We start from the raw sequence: 18,522 nt of genomic DNA on the forward strand, positions 1-18,522 counted from the left end.
TCAGCTGTGGCAGTCGGGCAAGGCCAGGGCTTGTAGCACCTCGCCGCTGCGCAGGTCTTCGATAAAGGCGACGACGCCGCCCGTTTTCTCTTGCGGCAGGAAGCGTACATCGGCGTTCAGTGGGGCCTTGGTCGGCATGGCTCGGGTCTCCCAGTCGCGCACCACAAAGCTGTGGCTGAGCGTCTCGCCCCTATTTTCGCCGGCTTTGACTTCGCTTTGATGACCATTTTCATAGCGTGCGACAACAAGCTGCGTCTGGCGGTCGCTCGGCGCCGTGGCGCGCACGCTGACTGTCGCGCCGGCGGGTGCCTTGGCGGATGTGAGCTGGATATGTGCTGTCGCAGCGCCCCGGGTGACACCGGCCAGCGGGTCGTTTCCGCGCCAGGCGCGGCTGTCGCGGCCGTTGATCATGATTTGCGGGGTGTAGACCGTGCGTCCGCCGGTGAGCGCCACTTTGTTGCGCTGGCGTTGGCCATTTCGCGGCTCGGCGAAGCGGTCTTTCCAGCCGATGTAGTCCCAGTAGTCGACATGGTAGGCGATGGCCACGGTGTCGCTGGATTGCTTGAGCGTGCCCAACCAGCGATCGGCCGGCGGGCAGGAGCTGCAGCCTTCGGAAGTGTAGAGCTCGACCAGCGGGGTTTGCAGGGGGCCGCTGCTGGCGGTGCATTCGGCGGCCACGGCACCACCGGCGCACAGCGCGGCGGCAAGGGCGAATAGCGGTTTAGCGGGCATCGTTGAGCCTCCAGTCGTAATCGAGGTGCTCGATCTTCGGCGCGCTGGCGCGCAGTTTTTTTGCGGCTTCCGGCGTGTCGGCGAGCGCCTCGGCGTAGTGGGCGAAGGTGGCTTGGAGCGAGTCAAAACCCCTGTGGCCACGAGCGAAGTCGTCGGCGTACCAGTCGAAAATCTTCGAGACGTAGAGTGTGTTGCTGGCCGCGTCGAAGCGGTTGCGGCTGCGGTCGGAGAGGAAGCGGCGCATGCCGTCTTCGAGCTGGGTGTCGAGCCGCTCGGCGACGAAGGCTTCGTTGCGCAGCATCGGGCAACCGATCGAGGCGCAGACCACGGCGGCATGGATGCGCGGGTCGTCGAAGGCGCCGGCGGCGCGAATGCGGCCGTGTTCGATGCCGTCCAGGCTCTCTTCCTGACCGAGCAGGGTGAAAAATGTCTGTTTCCAGGGCGAGGAGAACAGGCTGCCGAGGTCTTTGATTGAGTCCAGATCAGGATAGCGGGTGAGGATCAGTTCGACGGTGTAGGCGTTATAAGCGTTGATCAGGAAGGCGAGTTGCTGCGGCTTCGGCCAGCTGGCGTAGTCGGCGGGCGTGACGGCCGACACGGCGTCGAGGTAGGCCTTGAGCGGGGCGCGATCCTTCTTCAGCGCGGCGTAGCGCACCGCCGACGCGTTGCCGGCAGCATTGACCACGACGTGTTGCTTGAGCAGCGTGTTCCAGGCGGCATGGCTGTGATCAAAGGCCTGCGCAGCGGCGCTGAACAGGGTGAGGCTGGCCACCAGCAGGAGGGAAGTGAGGCGTGTCATCGTCCTACCTTCTTTACGCGCGGCGCCAGGCGTGAAAGCGGCCGACCCATTCGAGCAGCTTCTGCGGGGCGTGGGCGCGCTTCCATTCGCCGGCGACGTATTTGTTGGCCTCGGCCATGGTCGGGTAGATGTGAATGGTGCCGAGGATCTTGTTCAGACCGATGCCGTGCTTCATGGCCAGCACGTATTCGGCGATCAGGTCGCCGGCGTGTTCGCCCACGATGGTGACACCGAGAATGCGGTCCTTTCCCGGCACGGTGAGCACTTTCACAAAGCCGTGGGCTTCCGAGTCGGCGATGGCGCGGTCGAGATCGTCGATGCCGAACTTGGTGGCTTCGTAGGCAATGCCCTCGGCCCTGGCGTCGGCTTCATTCAAGCCCACGCGGGCGACTTCCGGCTCGACAAAAGTGGCCCAGGGGATCACCGAGTAGTCGGCCTTGAAGGTCTTGAACGGGTCGAACAAGGCATTGACCGCGGCGTACCACGCCTGATGGGCGGCAGTGTGGGTGAATTGAAAGGGGCCGGCGACATCGCCTGCGGCGTAGATGTTGGGGTAGATCGTCTGCAGAAACTCGTTGGTTTCCACCGTCTTGCCGGTCGGGATGCCCATTTCCTCGAGGCCGAAGCCGGTCAGGTTGGCGGCGCGGCCGACGGCGACCAGCACGGCGTCGAAGGGGATGCGCACATCCTTGCCTTCGTGTTCGGCGATCAGCACTTTTTCGCCGTCTTCGATTACGAATTGCTTGGCTTTTGTGCCGACGCGCACATCGATGCCTTCGGCGATGAAGCGTTCCATCACCAGTTGCGAGACGTCTTCGTCTTCCCGCGCCATGATCCGCGGCAGCATCTCGATTTGCGTCACCTGGCTGCCCAGGCGGGCGAAGGCTTGTGTCAGCTCGCTGCCGATCGGGCCGCCGCCGAGCACCAGCAGGCGGCGCGGCTGTTCGCGCAGCGCCCACAAATTGTCGGAGGTGAGGTAATCCATCTCGTCGATGCCGGGAATGGGCGGCACGAAGGGGCGGGCGCCGGTGGCGATGACAATGGCGCGGGTGGTGAGCGTCTCGATGCGGCCATCGTTGTGGGTCACTTCGACCGTCCAGGGCGAGGTGATTTTGGCGGAGCCTTCGACCACGTCCACGCCCAGGCCGGTGTAGCGCTCGACCGAGTCGTGCGGTTCGATGGCCTTGACTACCGACTGCACGCGTTCCATCACCTTGGCAAAGTCCATTTTCGCTTCGGCCGAGTCGATGCCGAATTCCTGGGCGCGCTCGACATGCGACAAAAACTTGGCCGAGCGGATCAGCGCTTTCGACGGCACGCAGCCGGTGTTCAGGCAGTCGCCGCCGAGCTTGTGGCGCTCGATCAACGTGACTTTCGACTTCACCGCTGCAGCGATGTAGGACGTCACCAGACCGGCCGAGCCGCCGCCGATGACGACGAGGTTGCGGTCAAAGGTGGCGGGCTTCTTGTCGGCCCATCGGGCATAGACTTTTTTGGCCTGCACCGCAGCGACAATCTTTTTGGCGATGAGCGGGAAGATGCCGAGCAGCGCGAAGGAGCCGATCAGACCCGGCGAGAGAATGCCGGAGAGCGAATCAATCTGGCCCAGCTGGGTGCCGGCATTCACGTACACGATGGTGCCGGCGAGCATGCCGATCTGGCTCACCCAGTAGAAGGTGGTGGTGCGGATCGGGGTCAGACCCATCACCAGGTTGATGACGAAAAACGGCAAGGCCGGCACCAGGCGCAGCGTGAAGAGGTAGAAGCCGCCATCTTTTTTGACGCCCGCGTTGAGCGCCTTGAGGCGATCGCCAAAGCGGCTTTGCACCCAGTCGCGCAGCAAAAAGCGCGAGGCGAGAAAGGCCAGCGTCGCGCCGATGGAGGAGGCGAAGGAGACGATGAGCAGACCGGTCAGCAGTCCGAAGATCGCGCCAGCGGCCAGGGTGAGCACGGCGGCGCCGGGAAAGGACAGCGCGGTCACGGTCACATACACGGCAAAGAAAATGCCGGCGGTCGCCCACGGGTTGGCGGCGCGATAGGTTTCGATGGCCGCTTGCTGACTCTTGAAGAAATCGAGGTTGAAAAAGCGCCCCAGATCGAAGATGAAATAGCTGGTGATCAGGGCCAGCAGGACGATGACGAGTCCGAGTTTTTTCTTGTTCATGGCCTCACGGCACTCCCTGAGTTGATTGCCGCATGGCGAGATGGCACGCCAGCGAGCTTGTGATGGTTCAGACCGTTCAGGGGGCGAAAACCTGACAGTGAATTGTCGCGCTATGGCAGGAGATTTTTGTGCGAGGCACAAAAATCGAGTAGAATGAAGCCCTTATCTCGGTCGCGAAACCGCCAGCAGGTGGCCGCATCGAATCAGCATGGCGCAACAAGCGCCGTCTTACTCGCCATTCTGGCAGGCCTTCGAGGCGCCGGGGTGGTCGGAACGTCGGGCGTGGTCCCGTCAATTGCGTCTGGACGTTGTCTGTCCGGGCAGCCCGTCGGCACCGGGCAACAATTGCCTGCCGCCAGCTAAAGAATTGAAACCGGCGCGCTCGCCAGTCGTGAGGGGCGTGTTTTTGACTGCCGCACCGATGGCATCGCCGGACCCACAACAGATTAGGAGAGAGCATTTATGGCAAAAGAAGAAATGATCCAGTTCGAAGGTGTAGTGCAGGAAGTGCTTCGCGATGCCCGGTTTCTGGTCAAGCTCGACAACGGCATGGATGTGGCAGCCTACGCTTCGGGCAAGATGCGCAAGTTTCGCATCCGGATCCTGGCCGGTGATCGGGTGACGCTCGAAATGTCGCCCTACGACCTGTCCAAAGCGCGCATCAGCTTCCGTCACAAGGAAGTTCAGCAGCGCCGCCCGCACTGAGCGCTGGCGACATCATGAAAAAACCCGGTCTAACCGGGTTTTTTTACGTCCAGCGTGGGTGACGAAGCTAGGTGTCAATGACGCCGCTGGCCCACGCGCTGCGCGCTGCGCCGTTCAGAAAGCGCTGAATGAGTGCGTTGTCGGCGGCGGGCGCGAGATCCTCGGCCGAGGCGACGCCGCCGGTCTGGCGCGCTTCGAGTTGCCCCTTTGCGCCGGTGGCGAGGCGGTATTCGCCGCTGCACTGCGGGCAGAACAGGGTGCCGCCAGTGGTTTGCTCACGGCGCGCCACCAGGGTGGGGCCGCACATCATGCAGACGAGCAGCGGAATGCCTTCGTCGGTGTGGCCGACGATATGTTCCAGGGCGCCGGTGTCGACCAGGCTGAGAAAATGCTCGCCGAAACGAGCGTCGAACTGGCTGCCGAGATTTTCCCGGATGTGGGTCAGCGCGGTGTCGATCGGCATGCCTTTGCGATAGGGGCGGGCGCTGGTCATGGCATCGAAAGCGTCGCAGATACCGATGATCCGTGCATCGCGCGGGATGTCGTCCGCAGCGAGCCCGGCCGGGTAGCCCTTGCCGTCAGGGCGTTCGTGATGCGACAGCACCGCGTCGACCGCCAGCGCCGCCAGGGGGTGGCCAGCGAGCAGCCGCGCACCGACGGCGGGGTGGGTGCGGACGATGTCGAATTCAATGCCGGTGAGCCGGTCCGGCTTGCGCAGGATCGCGTCGGGAATGCCGACTTTCCCCAGATCATGCAGAAACCCGCCCACGGCGATGCGGGCCACGTCCCGCTCGCCCAAGCCAGCGCGGCGGGCGAGTGTTTCGGCCAGACGCGACACGCGCCACAGGTGACCGCCGGTGTAGGGGTCGCGCGCTTCCACCACCCAGGCCATGGCCAGCAAGGTGTGCATCAATTGCTGGGCGCCTTGAGCGTCCGGGCGACGTCGAGAAAAGGGCCAAAGTGGCATGGGGGCGGTGATTCCGGCGATGGTCGATACCAATATTATCGGCGCGGGCGCGCGGAAATTGAGTCAATCGGGGCATCTGTCCAACGGTGTATCAGCCCGTCGTCGAATCGTCACACATCATCGCTAGCATGGCGTCATCCATGGCCGATCGGGATCGGTCGGCGTGGTCTAAACAAAAAAACGATGAGGTCAGTGCGATGAAGAAGACGCTTTGCGGTGTTGGTTTGGCCATGCTGCTGTCGGGGCCGGCATTTTCGGCGGTGTCAGTGGCGGACATCCAGATCACCGAATGGATGTACAGCGGCGGCAGTGGTGAATTCGTCGAGTTCACCAATATGGGCAACTCGGCGGTGGACTTCGCCGGCTGGAGTTATGACGACGAGAGCCGTCTGGCCGGTGTATTCGATCTGTCAGGCTTTGGCCTGGTCGGTGTCGGTGAGTCGGTGATCATTACCGAAAGTGCCGAGACCGATTTCCGTCTCGATTGGTCGCTGGCCGCCGGGGTGAAAGTCCTGGGTGGATATACCAATAATCTGAGCCGCGGGGATGAAATCAATCTGTTTGATGCGTCGGGCAGCCTGATCGACCGCCTCACTTATGGTGACCAGGTCTTTGCCGGCACGGTGCGCACCCAGAACGCTACCGGCAACCCGCTCAGCGCGGCCGACCTGGCCGGGACCACCGTGACCGCCAACTGGGTGCTGGCGAGCGCCGGCGACAGCTTCGGCTCTTATGCGGCGAAGAGCGGTGACGTCGGCAACCCGGGTTTCTACGTTGCCGCGCCGGTGCCTGAGCCCGAAACTTATGCACTGATGCTGGCGGGTCTGGCCCTGGTCGGTGGCATTGCCCGCCGTCGTGCCGCGCGCTGATCGAGGAGACATGGCCATGAAACGCATGCATTGTCTCGTCGCCACGCTGGCGCTTTTCGGCTCCGTTGCCCACGCCGCGAATTCGATTGATCTATCGACCTATTCGGTGACCGGCAATTACACGCTCGATTCGCTCGGGACGATGGGCCTGGAAGCGTCCGCCGTCACCTATGCCCGCGATCGCAGTTCGCTGTTCTTTGTCGGAGACGAGGGCGAAGGTGTGGTGGAAGTGTCCTTGACGGGCCAGACCCTCTCGTCAATGGCGTTCAGCGCCTGGCCGGCGACGACCCGTCACAACGATGCCGAGGGCCTGACCTATCTGGGTGGCGGTGTGCTGGTGGTGGCCGAAGAGCGCCTTCAGGATGCTTTCCAGTTCAACTACGTCGCCGGTGGCAGCGTGTCGCTGGCCAATGCACCATGGGCGTCGATCTCCGACTACGCTTATGCCAACAACGGCATCGAAGGCATCAGCTATGACCCGCGTGACGGCAGCTTCGTGTCGGTCAGGCAGGACAGCCCGATGGAAGTGCGTGCCGGTTCGCTGACGTTCGCCGCCGGTGGCGGCATCTCGACCATGACACCGCTGTTTGACGCCAGCATGCTCGGGGTGAGCACGCTGTCAGATGTTCAGACGCTGTCGCCCATCGATGCGCTGGCCGGCACCGCCGCGGCTGACAATCTGTTGGTGCTGAGTCTGGGGTCGCAGACCTTGCTGGAGATTGACCGCGCCGGCAACACGCTGAGCCGCTTCGACCTGGCCGGCATCACCAGCCAGGCGATCGAGGGCGTTACGGTGGATGAGCTCGGCCGCATCTACCTGGTGGCCGAAGATTCTGGCACGCCGAACTCGCGCCTGTTCGTGCTCTCGCCGGTGCCCGAGCCTGAAACCTGGGCAATGATGCTGGTCGGTCTGGCCGGGCTGGCACATCGGGTGCGTCGTCGCAGCGTTTGATATCGGTGCGGCATTGACGAGAACGGCCGGGGCCATGCCTCGGCCGATTTTGTTTACCCCGGCGCGGCTTGCGCCAGCGTGAAGATAGGGCCGTTCGCGATGCGGTCAAAATACGACTGATTCGCCGGGCTGCCCGGTGGCCAGTTGGCAATGAAATCGGCCTGCCACGCGGCGACGTCGTGATGCAGCGCCAGGGCCTCGATGCGATGCGCGCCAACGCGCACGCCATACAGCACCGGATGCGGGCAGGGGTGTCGGCTGATGCGGGTGAGAATGCCATGTTGCGTGCCGCTAAAGTTCGGCATGCCGGCAGCGCCATTGTTGATCAGCACCTTGCCGTCGGCGAACTGTCGGCATACGGGCAGGCAGGTGTGGCTGCTGGCAAAGACGTCCACGTCGGCGGTGTGAAACTGTGGCGTCAAGCCTGCGCGATGGGAGGCGTCGTTCAGGCGGCTGACATCGAAATCCCAGCCCGCCAGCGCATTGGCGTCGCCGTGCACCACGCCGACGCGCAAGGCACCGATGCGGTAGCGCGCAAACATCGGCAAGGTGGCCAGTTTGGCGAGATGGGCCGGGTGGCGCGCGGCGGTGGCTTTGAGGCGGGCGTGGATCTGGTTTGAGCGTGCCACCACGTCGGCGTCGACGGTATCGGGATAGGCGCAACCGCAGCCGGCGTCGTCGGCCTCGGGCTGGAGTTCGGCTTCGACGTTGCCGAGGATGGCGTCGTGTTTAAGCACTGCGGTGTTGACGCGGTCGAAGCCGGCGTCATCGACATTGAACCAGTTGAAATCGCCGTTGAAGCACAGGGTGACCGGCCCAGGTTCGGCGTCGGCCATGGCGAGCAGCGCATCGAGTGCGGCGGTGTTGCCGTACAGCCCACCGACCACGTACAGCGTTTCGGCGAGGCGCTCGGGTGCCGTGGCAATGGTCGCCGCGCCATAGCGGTAGCGCAGCGGACAGACGCGGCCGGCCGCGTTCATGCGGCTTCGGCCGTGCTGCGCCGGTGGCCGAGCGCCAGTGGCAGCAGGAAGCCGGCGGTGCATAGGATCAGGCCGTACAGGTTGGTGCCCAGCAGCAGGCCGTACTTGCCGGTGCCGATGGCCCAGCTGGCGGGGATCGCGCCGAGCGCGAGCATCACGCCCAGCGTCATGCCGCTCCAGAAGGCGAGATGGAAGGAGAGCGGCGAGAAGCCGACCCAGCGCGAGAGCAGAAACACCGGCGCCAGGCCGATCACCATGGTGCCCGACAGCGTGGTGGCCTTGAGGATGTCGGTACCGGCGATCATCGGCAGGTTGCCGAGCAGGGCGAACACCGCCATGGTCACCACGCCGTTGCGGATGGCGCGGGTGCCCGGGGTGCGCCCGGCGAGTAGCGGCAGCTCGTGCGCGACCGACTTGGACAGCGAGGTGAAGGTCGAATCCAGCGTTGAGGCGGCCGAAGAAATCATCACTACGCTCATGGCAAAGAAGCCGGCCAGGCCGAGGCCTTTGGCGACTTGTGCGGGCGCATTGCCGGCAGCGGCGATGCCTTCGAGTTTGGCGTGGACACCGACCAGACTGAAGGCGAGAATCGCAAAAAAGCCGAGCACGCCCGCGACCACAAAGGCGCGCAGCATGGTTTTTTCGCGCGTGATGAAGCCGCGGTCGGTCAGCACCGGGTCGTGGAAGGGGTAGGACAGCACCTGCAGCAGCGCGACCAGCAGCAGGTCGGCGCCCGCGTCGAGCGCGAAATTACCCTCCGTGAGCAGCGCCACCGGGCCGTGGGTAGGCACGATCCAGATCAGCACCAGACCGAGGAAGAGCACGAACACCACGGCCTGGATCACGTCGGTAAAGATCGAGCTGCGCAGCCCACCCTTGAGGCTGTAGAGCAGCACGGCGGCGGTGAACAGCAGTGCCGAGGCAATGAAGGCGAAGGAGCCGGACTCGCCGTAGTAACCGCCGACCACCGCGGTGTTGCTCCACACTTCGTTGTACAGGCGCACCAGGATCGCGGCCGAAAAGGCCATGGCAGCGAAGCGCCCGTATTTGGCGATCAGGAAGGGCACCATCCCGGTCGCCCCTTCGCGGGTGCGCAGGCGGTAGATGATCCAGCCGGCAAAGGGGATCGACAGCCAATAGGTGGCGTAGGCCAGCCCGCCGACGATGCCGTAGGCGGCGCCGAGGTTGGCCGCGTTGGTGACCGATTTGGCGAAGATCCAGCTGATGAAGATGCTCATCATCAAGGCCCAGGAGGACGCCGGCCGGCCTTCGGTGTCAGTGCCGCGAAAGAAGCCGCCCTCATCCTTGACCTTGGGGGAGATGAGGTACATCACCACCCCGAAGACCACCAGGAAGCCCCAGAAGTACACGCCTTGTGTGTTGGAGAAGTCCATTGTCGGCCTCGTGTCTTTCCGGGTTCAGCTCAGCGCGCCGCCGCAGCTCGAGCCTTGCCCGGCCGTGCAGCCGTAGCAGTGACCGGCCACCTGAATGCGCCCGCCTTCGAGTTGTTGTGCGGTGACCTGGCGAATGTTCAGGCGCTGGCCGTCGGCGTCTTCGGTATGCATTTCAAGCATCTGGTTGAAGTCGCAGTCATACAGATTGCCCTGCCAGTCGATGCTGATCTGGGTGCGGCACATCACGCCGGGCAGGTTGTCGTCGCGGTGCGCGGACTGGAGCAGATCCATGTAGCGGTTAAAGCTGCCTTTGGAGAGCAGGGTCGAGCCAAAGCGCTGGATGGGCATGTTGGCCAGCGTGAATAGCTGGTTGAAGACGATGCCGAAGTGTTCGCCGAGGTGGGTCTTGTAGGCCGCTTCGAGCGGCGCTTGCGGCGGCGGCAGGACGGCGCCCTGTGGGTTGAAGACCAGATTGAGCGTCAGCGCATTGCCCGGCTGGCCGTAGCCCAGGGCGTTGAGCTGTTTGAGGCCGTTGATGCTCGCTTCGAACACGCCCTTGCCGCGTTGCGCGTTCACATTGTCTTCGAGATAACAGGGGAGCGAGGCGACGACTTCCACGCCTTGCTCGGCCAGAAATTCGGCCAGCGTCTCGTAGCCCGGCTCGCTGAGAATGGTCAGGTTGCAGCGGTCGATCACACGCAGGCCGCGGGCGCGGGCGGCGGTGACCAGACGGCGGAAGCGCGGGTTGAGTTCGGGCGCGCCGCCGGTCAGGTCGAGCATGCGCACGTCGGGGTTGGCGTCGACAAAGCGCAGGATGGCGTCGATGGTCTCGCTGTCCATCTCCTCGGTGCGCTTGGGGCCGGCGTTCACATGGCAGTGCAGGCATTGCTGGTTACAGCGGTAGCCGAGATTGATCTGCAGGGTTTCGATGCGGCGGCGGGTCAGCGGGGGAAAAGCGGTCTTGCGAAGCAGGGGCAAGGTGGCGAGCATGCGCCGTCTCCTTTATTGGGCGTTGTTCTTGGCCGATTCGAAGGATCGTCGGCCTGCTGTGGAGTCAGACCATCGCGGCGGCGAAAAGCTTACAGCGCTTCGCTATTTTTGTAATGCGGCGGTCCAGCCGAATTGCGCCAGCAGCGCCATGAAGTCGTCCGCCGGCGCGGCCTGCAGGTGCAGGCGCTTGTCGCTTTGCGGGTGGTTGAGCCACAGGTCGGTGCTGGCGAGCAACAGGCGCTGGCTACCGAAGTGCTCGGCAAACATCCGGTTGTGCTGCCCTTTGCCGTAGGTGGCGTCGCCGATGATGGGGTGGGCGATGTGCTTGAGATGGCGACGGATCTGATGCTTGCGGCCGGTTTCGGGCTCGACTTCGAGCAGGGCGTAACGGCTGGTGGGGTAGCGATCGACGGCGATTGGCAATTCGATGGTGGCCAGGCGTCGGTAGGCGCTGCGGGCCGCCTGTGGCGCCGATTGCGCACGTGGATCGACCCACTCGCGGTCGTCGCGCTGTTTGCTGAGCGGATGGTCGATTACGCCGGATTCGGGCGGATGGCCGCGTACCACCGTGACATAGCGCTTGGCCACCGTTTGTGCTTCAAACTGCCGCCCGATGCGGCCGGCGGTGTCGGCGTCGAGCGCGAACACCAGCACGCCGGAGGTGCCCCGGTCGAGCCGGTGGGCCGGCCAGACGTGCTGGCCGATCTGGTCGCGCAGCAGTTGCACCGCGAAACGGGTTTCGTGGCGATCCAGCGCAGTGCGATGGACGAGCAAGCCCGCGGGCTTGTGAATGGCGACGAGGCTGTCGTCGCGATACAGGATCTCCAGCGGCGCGTCGTCCGCCGGCGCACCGACCTCCGGCATGTCAGCGGTCGACCGGGGTGTCGTCGTCGGCGGTGGACGGATAGCGGCGAATCGCGCCGCGCAGAAAATCCATCTGCTTGCGCAGGTTACTGCAGCCCTTGCACATGGCCAGGTGCAATTCGAGCTGCATGCGCTCGACGATGCCCAGCTCGCGATCTTGTGCTTGCGAGATGAGTTGAGAGGTTTCCTTGCAACTCAGCATGCCGACGCCCCCTCCGCAAACCAGTTGGACTCAAGACAGCGGCGCAGGCCGTTGCGTGCCCGGTGCAGGATCACGTGGCAGTTGCTCATGCTGATCGACAAGGTCTCGCAGATCTCGTTGCTGTCGAGCTCAAGGAACTCGCGCATCATGAACACGCGTGCGGTATTTTCGGGCAGACGGGTGAGGCAGGCGTCAAACACCTTCCAGAATTGTTGCTCGCGCAGTGCGTCTTCCGGGTCGCCCCAGTCGGTGGGGCGGGCGGCGGGCGTCCAGTGTTCGTTGGCCTTGAACAGGGTGTCGAAGGCGCTGTCCATGCTCTCGCCTTCGGCAATGTAGTCGCCCGCATTGACAGTGCGAGAGCGCTGCTTGATGGCGTCGAGCACGTTGTTGCGCAAAATCGCGAATACCCAGGTCTTGACCGAGGAGCGGCCGCCGAACTGCTCGGCCTTGTTGAGCGCCGTGATCATGGTGTCCTGCACCATGTCTTCGGCCAGATGGCTGTCACGCAACTGCAAGGTGGCAAAGCGCAGCATGTCGTTGCGCATGGCTGCCAGCGCCTCGGGGGTCACTTTGGGGGTGTCAGGGGCGGGTGAAGTCACGGGACATCCTTGGGGCGCCGGGCAGCGCGTTGGGGCAGGGCGCAGGATACACCAATGCCCCGGGTATTCGCCGCCCGCCATGGCCGGAAAACAAAAAGGCCGCGACACGTGTCGCGGCCTTTTTGCAGGGCGTTTCGACGAAAAATCAGCCGAAGTTCTTTGCCGCAAAGTCCCAGTTCGCCAGGCTCTTCAGGAAGGTGGCGACAAAGTCCGGACGACGGTTGCGGTAGTCGATGTAGTAGGCGTGTTCCCACACATCGATACAGAGCAGCGCGGTGTCGGCGGTGGTCAGCGGGGTGCCGGCCGCGGTGGTGTTGACGATGTCGACCGTGCCGTCCGTCTTCTTGACCAGCCAGGTCCAGCCCGAACCGAAGTTGCCCACGGCCGACGCGGTAAAGGCCTTGGCGAAGTCTTCGAAGGACCCCCACTTGGCCTTGATGGCCGCAGCCAGTGCGCCGGTCGGCTCACCGCCACCGTTGGGGGTCATGCTGTTCCAGAAGAAGGTGTGGTTCCAGACTTGGGCGGCGTTGTTGAACAGGCCGCCAGCCGGTGCCTTCTTGATGATGGCTTCCAGATCCAGGCTGTCGTACTCGGTGCCCTTGATCAGGTTGTTCAGGTTGGTGGCATAGGCTTGATGGTGCTTGCCGTAGTGGAATTCCAGCGTTTCGGCAGAAACGTGCGGGGCCAGAGCATCTTTGGCGTACGGCAGTTGGGGCAAAACGTGTTCCATGGTTTCTCCTTGTTGAAGCCTTGACTGAAGTCAATTAACCCGACAATTCTAGTCGGGAATGAGGGGGGATGACAACCGCGCCGCGGCTCAGTCGCTATCGATCGCCGGTTGTTGCTGGATGACCCGCGCGCTCAGCTTACCGCGATGCAGTTGCACCGTGATGTCATGATTGGTGGCCGTGGCAGCGGCGTCACGCAGGATGTGGCCGTGTTCGTCGCGAGTGATGCTGTAGCCGCGAGAGAGCACGGCCTCGGGGTTCAGGTGGTCCAGGTGGGCGGCCAGGGCGTCGAGCTGTGTGCGTCGCTGAGTGAGTTGGCGGGTGATGTTGCGTTGCAGTGCGTTTTGCAGCGCGTCGATGGCGGGCTGGTAGCGCGCCGGCGTCGGCCGTAAGGCGCTGAGTCGTGCGCCCAGGTGCATGTTCTGGCGCGCCAGGGTTTGGGTGTGGCTGGCCATCGCCATGCGCATGCGTTGTGCCAACGCGGTTACGGCGGCGCGGCTGTCGGCCAGACGTTGACGAGGATGGGTTAGACGCAGGGCGATACGGTCGGTTTGCTGTTGCGCGGTGGTGAGGCGTCGTTGCATGGCGCGTTGCATGGCGATGTGGCGCCGGTCCAGCAGATCGGGCGCCGCGTAAAACCCGGCGCTGGCCAACTCGGCAGCGGCGGTGGGCGTGGTGGCGCGCAGATCGGCGGCAAAGTCGGCAATGGTGAAATCGGTTTCGTGGCCGACGCCGCTGATCACGGGCAGCGCGCAGCGACGAATGGCCCGCGCCACGACTTCTTCGTTGAAGGCCCACAGGTCTTCAATGCTGCCGCCGCCGCGCACCAGTACCACCACGTCCAGACCTTTGACGGGCGCGATGCGTGCCAGCCGGTCGAGCGCCGCGGCAATGCGCGCACCGGCGCCGTCGCCTTGTACGGGGGTCGGCAGCAAAACGAGCTTGAGGTGCGGCGCGCGGCGCGCGAAGCTGGCGCACACGTCTTTGAGCGCCGCCGCCTGCAGGCTGCTGATGATGGCCACGCCGCGCGGATAGTGGGGTGGCGAGCGCTTTTTGTCGTTGGCGAACAGGCCTTCGGCCTCGAGCTTGGCTTTGAGGCGGACAAAGGCGTCGAACAGATGGCCAACGCCGGCCTCGCGCACCGACTCGACGCTGAGCTGGTAGTCCCCGCGCGGCTCGTACAGCGTGACCTGCGCGCGCAACTCCACCTGCATGCCGGCCCGCAAGCTGATGCTGAGGCGTTGTGCACGGCTGCGCCACAAGGTACAGCGCACTTGGGCGCCAGCGTCTTTGAGCGTGAAATAGATATGACCCGATGGCGCGTGCGTCACGTTGGAGAGCTCACCGCGCACCCATAAAGGAGGAAAGCTGGTTTCCAGCGTCTCGCGGGCAATTCGATTCAAGTCACTGACCGATAAGGTCATTGGCGGGGCGTTGGCGGGTGTTGGCTGGGTTTCCATGGTCGCGATTGTATCGGCAATCCACACCGGACTGGTATTGTCAAGGCTTGCTGCGGTGCACCAGCAAAAATGTAATGGAATACTTCGGGTGTTTTTCAAGTTATTGATTTTATTGATGTTTTATTGCTGCCTCATTTTTAATCTAAGTAGGAAAAGCCCTTTCATTTAGCGGGTTTAGGGGCATCACATCAAACTCATCCACAAAGTTATCCACAGATTTTGTGGATGTCTCTGCGAAGCCCTTGTGGCGACACGGTTTGCACTGCCTTTGCAATGCTTTGAGGTCACCGCGCTGGACGAGATCGCCTGCCCGGCGCTACAGTTCCGCCTTTGAAAGATTCGCAGGGGATTGCGCGCGTGTTCGAGATCATCAAGGCGGCGGGCTGGCCAATCTGGCCGCTGTTGTTTGCATCTGTCATTGCCGTTGCGCTCATTATCGAGCGATCCATCACGCTGCGACGCTCCCGGATTGCACCGCGCGGCTTGCTCGACAAGGTCGTTGCCGACTTGCGTCGTCAGGGCGTGAGCGCGGAAATGATTCAGCGCGTGTCCGCGCATTCGCCGCTGGGCCAGGTGCTGGCGGCCGGCTTGCGTAATGTGAAGAGTTCGCGCGAGGTAATGAAAGAGGCGATTGAGGAGGCCGGCCGCACGGTGGTGCACGACCTCGAACGTTTCCTCACCACGCTGGGTACGATTGCGTCCATCGCGCCGCTGATGGGCTTGTTTGGCACCATCGTCGGCATGATCGAAATCTTTGGTTCGCAGACGCCGGGCGGCGCTAACCCGCAGCAGCTCGCGCACGGTATTTCGGTGGCGCTGTACAACACGGGTTTCGGCTTGATCATCGCCATTCCGGCCATGATCTTCTGGCGGCATTTCCGCGCGCTGGTCAATAGCTTTGTGCTCGACATGGAGCAGCAGGCTGTCAAGCTGGTTGAGGTCGTGCACGGCGAGCGCCGCGGCTGATCGGGAACATCCATGCGATTTCAGACCAACCGCCGGCAGGAAGAACCCGAGATCAACCTGATTCCGTTGATCGACGTGTTGCTGGTGATCATCATCTTCTTGATGCTCACCACCACCTATGCGAAGTTTTCGGGGCTTGAGTTGAATCTGCCGACCGCCAGCGCCGACGCCATCCAGACGCAGGCCAATGAAATCAATATCGCGGTGACCGCCGATGGCGACGTGCTGATCAATCGCGTGCCGGTGATCGGGCGGGACATCGACGCGATCGCCGCGGCGCTTGGGCGCGCTGCGCCAGCCGATGCCAAGCCGCCGCTGGTGGTGATCAACGCCGACGCCAAGGCGCAGCATCAGCGTGTGGTGGATGTGATGCAGGCGGCTCAACGGGTCGGCTTGCCGCAGATTACCTTCGCGACCCGCGGCGAGTGAGCCCGGTCGCGCACGCATGACGGCGACAGCGCCGGCCCTGTGGCAGCGCCGAGGCTGGCGCGCGCTCCTGCTTCTTCCCGTATCCCTTGTTTTTGCCGCGCTCTCCGGCGCGCGCCGTATGGCCTATCGGCTTGGCGTGCTTTCGTCGCAGACTGCGCCGGTGCCGGTGATTGTTGTCGGCAATGTGGCGGTGGGCGGTAGCGGGAAAACGCCGGTGGTGATCTGGCTGGTCCAGCGTCTTGTCGAACACGGCTACCGGCCCGGCATCATCAGCCGCGGCTACGGCGGCCAGCGCACCGATGCGCGCTGCGTGGAGGCGTGCTCCCGGCCTGACGAGGTGGGCGACGAGCCGCTGTTGATGGCTCGACGGACCGGTTGTCCGGTGGCCGTCGGCCGAGATCGTCCGGCCGCGGCGCGTGAGCTGTGCGAGGGCCATCCCGAGGTCGACGTCATCATCAGCGACGATGGTTTGCAGCATTACGCGCTGGCGCGCACGGCGGAAATCGTGGTGATCGACGAGCGAGTGCTGGGCAACGGCTGGCTGTTGCCGGCCGGGCCGCTGCGCGAAGGTATCGGGCGCGCCGGGCAGGCGGATCTGGTGCTCACGCATGGTCCGGTTTCGCCCGGTCTCGCGAGGCGTTTGAGCGGTGTCGAGTGTGCAGCGATGACGCTCGTCGGCGAGCGCTTTGAGCGCATCGAACAGGCCACGCAAGCGGCGGTCGCTGCCGATTTCGCCGGGCAAACGGTGCATGCCGTGGCCGGCATCGGGCGGCCGCAACGCTTTTTCGATCAGCTGACCGAGATGGGGCTGACGGTGATTGCGCATCCGTTTCCCGACCATCACGCCTTCACGCCGGCCGATCTGGCCTTCGGTGAGGGCGAAGCAACGATTCTGACCGAGAAGGATGCGGTAAAATGCGCCGCATTCGCGCCGGCGAACACATGGGTGTTTCCGGTGCGCGCCTCGATCCCCGACGCTGCCCTGCAGCCAATTCTGGAGAAGCTTTCCCGTCATGGACGCCAAGCTGCTTGAAATTCTGGTCTGCCCCTTGTGCAAGGGGCCACTCGACTACCGCAAGACCGAGCAGGAACTGGTCTGCAAACCCTGCCGGCTGGCCTACCCGATTCGTGACGGCATCCCCGTCATGCTCGAAGACGAAGCGCGGACGCTGTCCGTGACCGAGGACGGCGGGCCTTGAACGGCTTCAAGCTGGTCATTCCGGCGCGCTTCGCGTCGAGCCGTTTGCCCGGCAAACCGCTGGCCGATATTGCCGGCAAACCGATGATCGTGCGGGTGCTGGAGCGGGTACAGTCCGCCGGTGCCGACGAAGTCTGGGTGGCGACTGATCACGCCGGCGTGGCCGATGCCGTTCGTGCGGCGGGCGGGCAGGTGGTGATGACCCGCGCCGATCATCCCAGCGGCACGGATCGTCTGGCCGAGGTCGTGGCCTTGCTGGGCTGGGCGGATGACGACATCGTGGTTAACGTGCAGGGCGACGAGCCGCTGATCGATCCGGCGCTGGTGCGGGGCGTGGCCGAGGCGCTGGCGGCGGATCCGGCCGCGGCGATGTCCACCGCGGCGCATCCGATTGACTCGGCCGATGACATGTTCAATCCCAATGTGGTCAAGGTGGTGACCGATGTGCGCGGTCGGGCCATGTATTTCTCGCGGGCGCCGATCCCCTGGGCGCGCGACGCCTGGGCGACAGAACGCGATACTGTGCCCGCCGGACTGCCGGTAATGCGGCATATCGGCCTGTACGCCTACCGGGCATCTTTCCTGCGTCGCTACGCCAGTCTCGAAGCGTGTGCGCTCGAACAGTGGGAGGCCCTGGAGCAATTGCGCGCCCTGTGGCATGGCGATGCCATCCAGGTGCTGTCGGTCGATCATGCGCCGGCCGCTGGCGTGGACACGGAAGCCGACCTGGCGCGGGTGCGCCAAGTGTTTGACCGGTCCGGGGTTTGCAGGTAACTTCACGCGTTGGTCGGGAGCGGCAGGTGGCCGCATCCTGGTCGCATATCAAGACAGGGAGGGGGTATTCATGCGATTGATTCTTCTGGGGCCGCCGGGAGCCGGCAAGGGCACACAGGCCAATTTCATCAAAGAAAAATTCGGTATTCCGCAGATCTCGACGGGCGACATGTTGCGCGCCGCGGTCAAGGCCGGTACGCCGCTGGGCATCGAAGCCAAGAAGGTGATGGACGCGGGTGGTCTGGTGTCCGACGAAATCATCATCGGTCTGGTCAAGGACCGGCTTCAGCAGCCCGATTGCCAGGCCGGCTACATGTTTGACGGCTTTCCGCGCACGCTACCGCAGGCCGATGCGCTGAAAGACGCTGGCGTGAAGGTCGACGTGGTGTTGCAGATCGATGTGCCCGATGGCGAAATCATCGAGCGCATGAGCGGTCGCCGCGCACACCTGCCGTCGGGCCGGACCTACCACATCAAGTACAACCCGCCCAAGGTCGAAGGCAAGGACGATGTGACCGGCGAAGATCTGGTTCAGCGCGATGACGACCGTGAAGAGACCGTGCGCAAGCGTCTCGACGTCTATCATTCGCAGACCAAGCCGCTGCTCAACTACTACAGCAGCTGGTCGGCCACGGGCGAAGCCGCGGCCCCGACGGTGAAAGTCATTTCCGGGCAGGGCTCGGTCGATGCGATCACCGCACGGGTGTTCGACGCACTCGGCTGATATACCCGCAGGACCCAAAGCGCGGC

General features: G+C 63.9%; 21 protein-coding genes. 9 read left to right on the forward strand and 12 right to left on the reverse strand.

Translation table 11 applies throughout. The features are described from left to right. From FHP89_RS07625 to FHP89_RS07635, 3 genes are read right to left on the reverse strand one after another with little or no spacing between them, the layout of a single operon-like run. Nucleotides 1-732 (reverse strand): DUF1223 domain-containing protein, encoded by a 732-nt coding sequence (locus FHP89_RS07625; protein WP_144172725.1) that lies wholly within the window; start codon nucleotides 730-732, stop codon nucleotides 1-3. After that, entirely contained in the window at nucleotides 722-1,531 is an 810-nt protein-coding gene (locus FHP89_RS07630; protein ID WP_144172727.1) for a DUF547 domain-containing protein, read from the reverse strand. The genes FHP89_RS07625 and FHP89_RS07630 overlap by 11 nt, the downstream gene beginning before the upstream one ends. A gap of 13 nt (nucleotides 1,532-1,544) precedes the next feature. Next, entirely contained in the window at nucleotides 1,545-3,695 is a 2,151-nt protein-coding gene (locus FHP89_RS07635) for an FAD-dependent oxidoreductase (RefSeq protein WP_144172729.1), read from the reverse strand. A gap of 462 nt (nucleotides 3,696-4,157) precedes the next feature. On the opposite strand from FHP89_RS07635, the gene infA reads away from it, so the two are divergent. Then, complete coding sequence (gene infA / locus FHP89_RS07640) at nucleotides 4,158-4,400, forward strand: translation initiation factor IF-1 (RefSeq protein ID WP_144172732.1); 243 nt, start codon at nucleotides 4,158-4,160, stop codon at nucleotides 4,398-4,400. Between the two features lie 67 nt (nucleotides 4,401-4,467). On the opposite strand, the gene FHP89_RS07645 is transcribed toward infA, so the two are convergent. Then, nucleotides 4,468-5,367, reverse strand: a complete 900-nt coding sequence (locus FHP89_RS07645; RefSeq protein WP_222105337.1) for an HD-GYP domain-containing protein — start codon at nucleotides 5,365-5,367, stop codon at nucleotides 4,468-4,470. 197 nt (nucleotides 5,368-5,564) lie between these two features. Between FHP89_RS07645 and FHP89_RS07650 the strand changes: the two genes are divergently transcribed. Both FHP89_RS07650 and FHP89_RS07655 read left to right on the forward strand, forming a co-directional pair. After that, complete coding sequence (locus tag FHP89_RS07650) at nucleotides 5,565-6,236, forward strand: lamin tail domain-containing protein (protein ID WP_144172734.1); 672 nt, start codon at nucleotides 5,565-5,567, stop codon at nucleotides 6,234-6,236. Nucleotides 6,237-6,252: 16 nt separating this feature from the next. Continuing rightward, the gene (locus FHP89_RS07655) at nucleotides 6,253-7,188 is read left to right on the forward strand and encodes an SdiA-regulated domain-containing protein (RefSeq protein WP_144172736.1); all 936 of its coding nucleotides are present in this window, start codon (nucleotides 6,253-6,255) and stop codon (nucleotides 7,186-7,188) included. Between the two features lie 53 nt (nucleotides 7,189-7,241). Here FHP89_RS07655 and FHP89_RS07660 read toward each other — a convergent pair whose 3' ends face one another. The 8 genes from FHP89_RS07660 to xseA all read right to left on the reverse strand — a co-directional run bounded on the left by FHP89_RS07660 (nucleotide 7,242) and on the right by xseA (nucleotide 14,405). Beyond that, nucleotides 7,242-8,168, reverse strand: a complete 927-nt coding sequence (locus FHP89_RS07660; RefSeq protein WP_144172738.1) for a hypothetical protein — start codon at nucleotides 8,166-8,168, stop codon at nucleotides 7,242-7,244. Next, nucleotides 8,165-9,562, reverse strand: coding sequence for a sodium:solute symporter family transporter (locus tag FHP89_RS07665; protein ID WP_144172741.1), 1,398 nt, complete (start codon nucleotides 9,560-9,562; stop codon nucleotides 8,165-8,167). The genes FHP89_RS07660 and FHP89_RS07665 overlap by 4 nt, the downstream gene beginning before the upstream one ends. A gap of 24 nt (nucleotides 9,563-9,586) precedes the next feature. After that, nucleotides 9,587-10,552 (reverse strand): arsenosugar biosynthesis radical SAM (seleno)protein ArsS, encoded by a 966-nt coding sequence (gene arsS / locus FHP89_RS07670; protein WP_144172743.1) that lies wholly within the window; start codon nucleotides 10,550-10,552, stop codon nucleotides 9,587-9,589. A gap of 102 nt (nucleotides 10,553-10,654) precedes the next feature. Further along, nucleotides 10,655-11,416, reverse strand: coding sequence for a pseudouridine synthase (locus tag FHP89_RS07675; protein ID WP_144172746.1), 762 nt, complete (start codon nucleotides 11,414-11,416; stop codon nucleotides 10,655-10,657). Nucleotide 11,417: 1 nt separating this feature from the next. Next, complete coding sequence (locus FHP89_RS07680) at nucleotides 11,418-11,618, reverse strand: zf-HC2 domain-containing protein (RefSeq protein WP_144172748.1); 201 nt, start codon at nucleotides 11,616-11,618, stop codon at nucleotides 11,418-11,420. Next, nucleotides 11,612-12,217 carry a sigma-70 family RNA polymerase sigma factor gene (locus FHP89_RS07685; RefSeq protein ID WP_260851516.1) on the reverse strand — a complete coding sequence of 202 codons (606 nt, stop codon included), beginning with the start codon at nucleotides 12,215-12,217 and terminating at the stop codon, nucleotides 11,612-11,614. The genes FHP89_RS07680 and FHP89_RS07685 overlap by 7 nt, the downstream gene beginning before the upstream one ends. A gap of 145 nt (nucleotides 12,218-12,362) precedes the next feature. Beyond that, a complete protein-coding gene (locus tag FHP89_RS07690) occupies nucleotides 12,363-12,947 on the reverse strand; it encodes a superoxide dismutase (RefSeq protein ID WP_144172750.1) in 585 nt (194 codons plus the stop codon). 87 nt (nucleotides 12,948-13,034) lie between these two features. After that, nucleotides 13,035-14,405, reverse strand: coding sequence for an exodeoxyribonuclease VII large subunit (gene xseA, locus FHP89_RS07695; RefSeq protein WP_313792160.1), 1,371 nt, complete (start codon nucleotides 14,403-14,405; stop codon nucleotides 13,035-13,037). A gap of 357 nt (nucleotides 14,406-14,762) precedes the next feature. Between xseA and FHP89_RS07700 the strand changes: the two genes are divergently transcribed. The 6 genes from FHP89_RS07700 (at nucleotide 14,763) to adk (ending at nucleotide 18,496) form a co-directional block, all read left to right on the forward strand. Beyond that, the gene (locus FHP89_RS07700; RefSeq protein WP_144172753.1) at nucleotides 14,763-15,371 is read left to right on the forward strand and encodes a MotA/TolQ/ExbB proton channel family protein; all 609 of its coding nucleotides are present in this window, start codon (nucleotides 14,763-14,765) and stop codon (nucleotides 15,369-15,371) included. A 12-nt stretch (nucleotides 15,372-15,383) separates the two neighbouring features. Continuing rightward, entirely contained in the window at nucleotides 15,384-15,800 is a 417-nt protein-coding gene (locus tag FHP89_RS07705; protein WP_144172755.1) for an ExbD/TolR family protein, read from the forward strand. Between the two features lie 16 nt (nucleotides 15,801-15,816). After that, the gene (lpxK, locus tag FHP89_RS07710; protein ID WP_144172757.1) at nucleotides 15,817-16,833 is read left to right on the forward strand and encodes a tetraacyldisaccharide 4'-kinase; all 1,017 of its coding nucleotides are present in this window, start codon (nucleotides 15,817-15,819) and stop codon (nucleotides 16,831-16,833) included. Beyond that, complete coding sequence (locus FHP89_RS07715) at nucleotides 16,814-16,999, forward strand: Trm112 family protein (RefSeq protein ID WP_144172759.1); 186 nt, start codon at nucleotides 16,814-16,816, stop codon at nucleotides 16,997-16,999. Before lpxK ends, FHP89_RS07715 begins: the two co-directional genes overlap by 20 nt. After that, nucleotides 16,996-17,772 (forward strand): 3-deoxy-manno-octulosonate cytidylyltransferase, encoded by a 777-nt coding sequence (gene kdsB / locus FHP89_RS07720; RefSeq protein ID WP_144172761.1) that lies wholly within the window; start codon nucleotides 16,996-16,998, stop codon nucleotides 17,770-17,772. Before FHP89_RS07715 ends, kdsB begins: the two co-directional genes overlap by 4 nt. Before the next feature lie 70 nt (nucleotides 17,773-17,842). After that, nucleotides 17,843-18,496: an adenylate kinase gene (adk, locus tag FHP89_RS07725; protein WP_144172763.1), complete on the forward strand. Its 654-nt coding sequence runs from the start codon at nucleotides 17,843-17,845 to the stop codon at nucleotides 18,494-18,496. Nucleotides 18,497-18,522: the final 26 nt, after the last annotated feature.

It is taken from the genome of Denitromonas ohlonensis (assembly GCF_007625205.1).
Taxonomy (GTDB): Bacteria; Pseudomonadota; Gammaproteobacteria; order Burkholderiales; family Rhodocyclaceae; genus Nitrogeniibacter; species Nitrogeniibacter ohlonensis.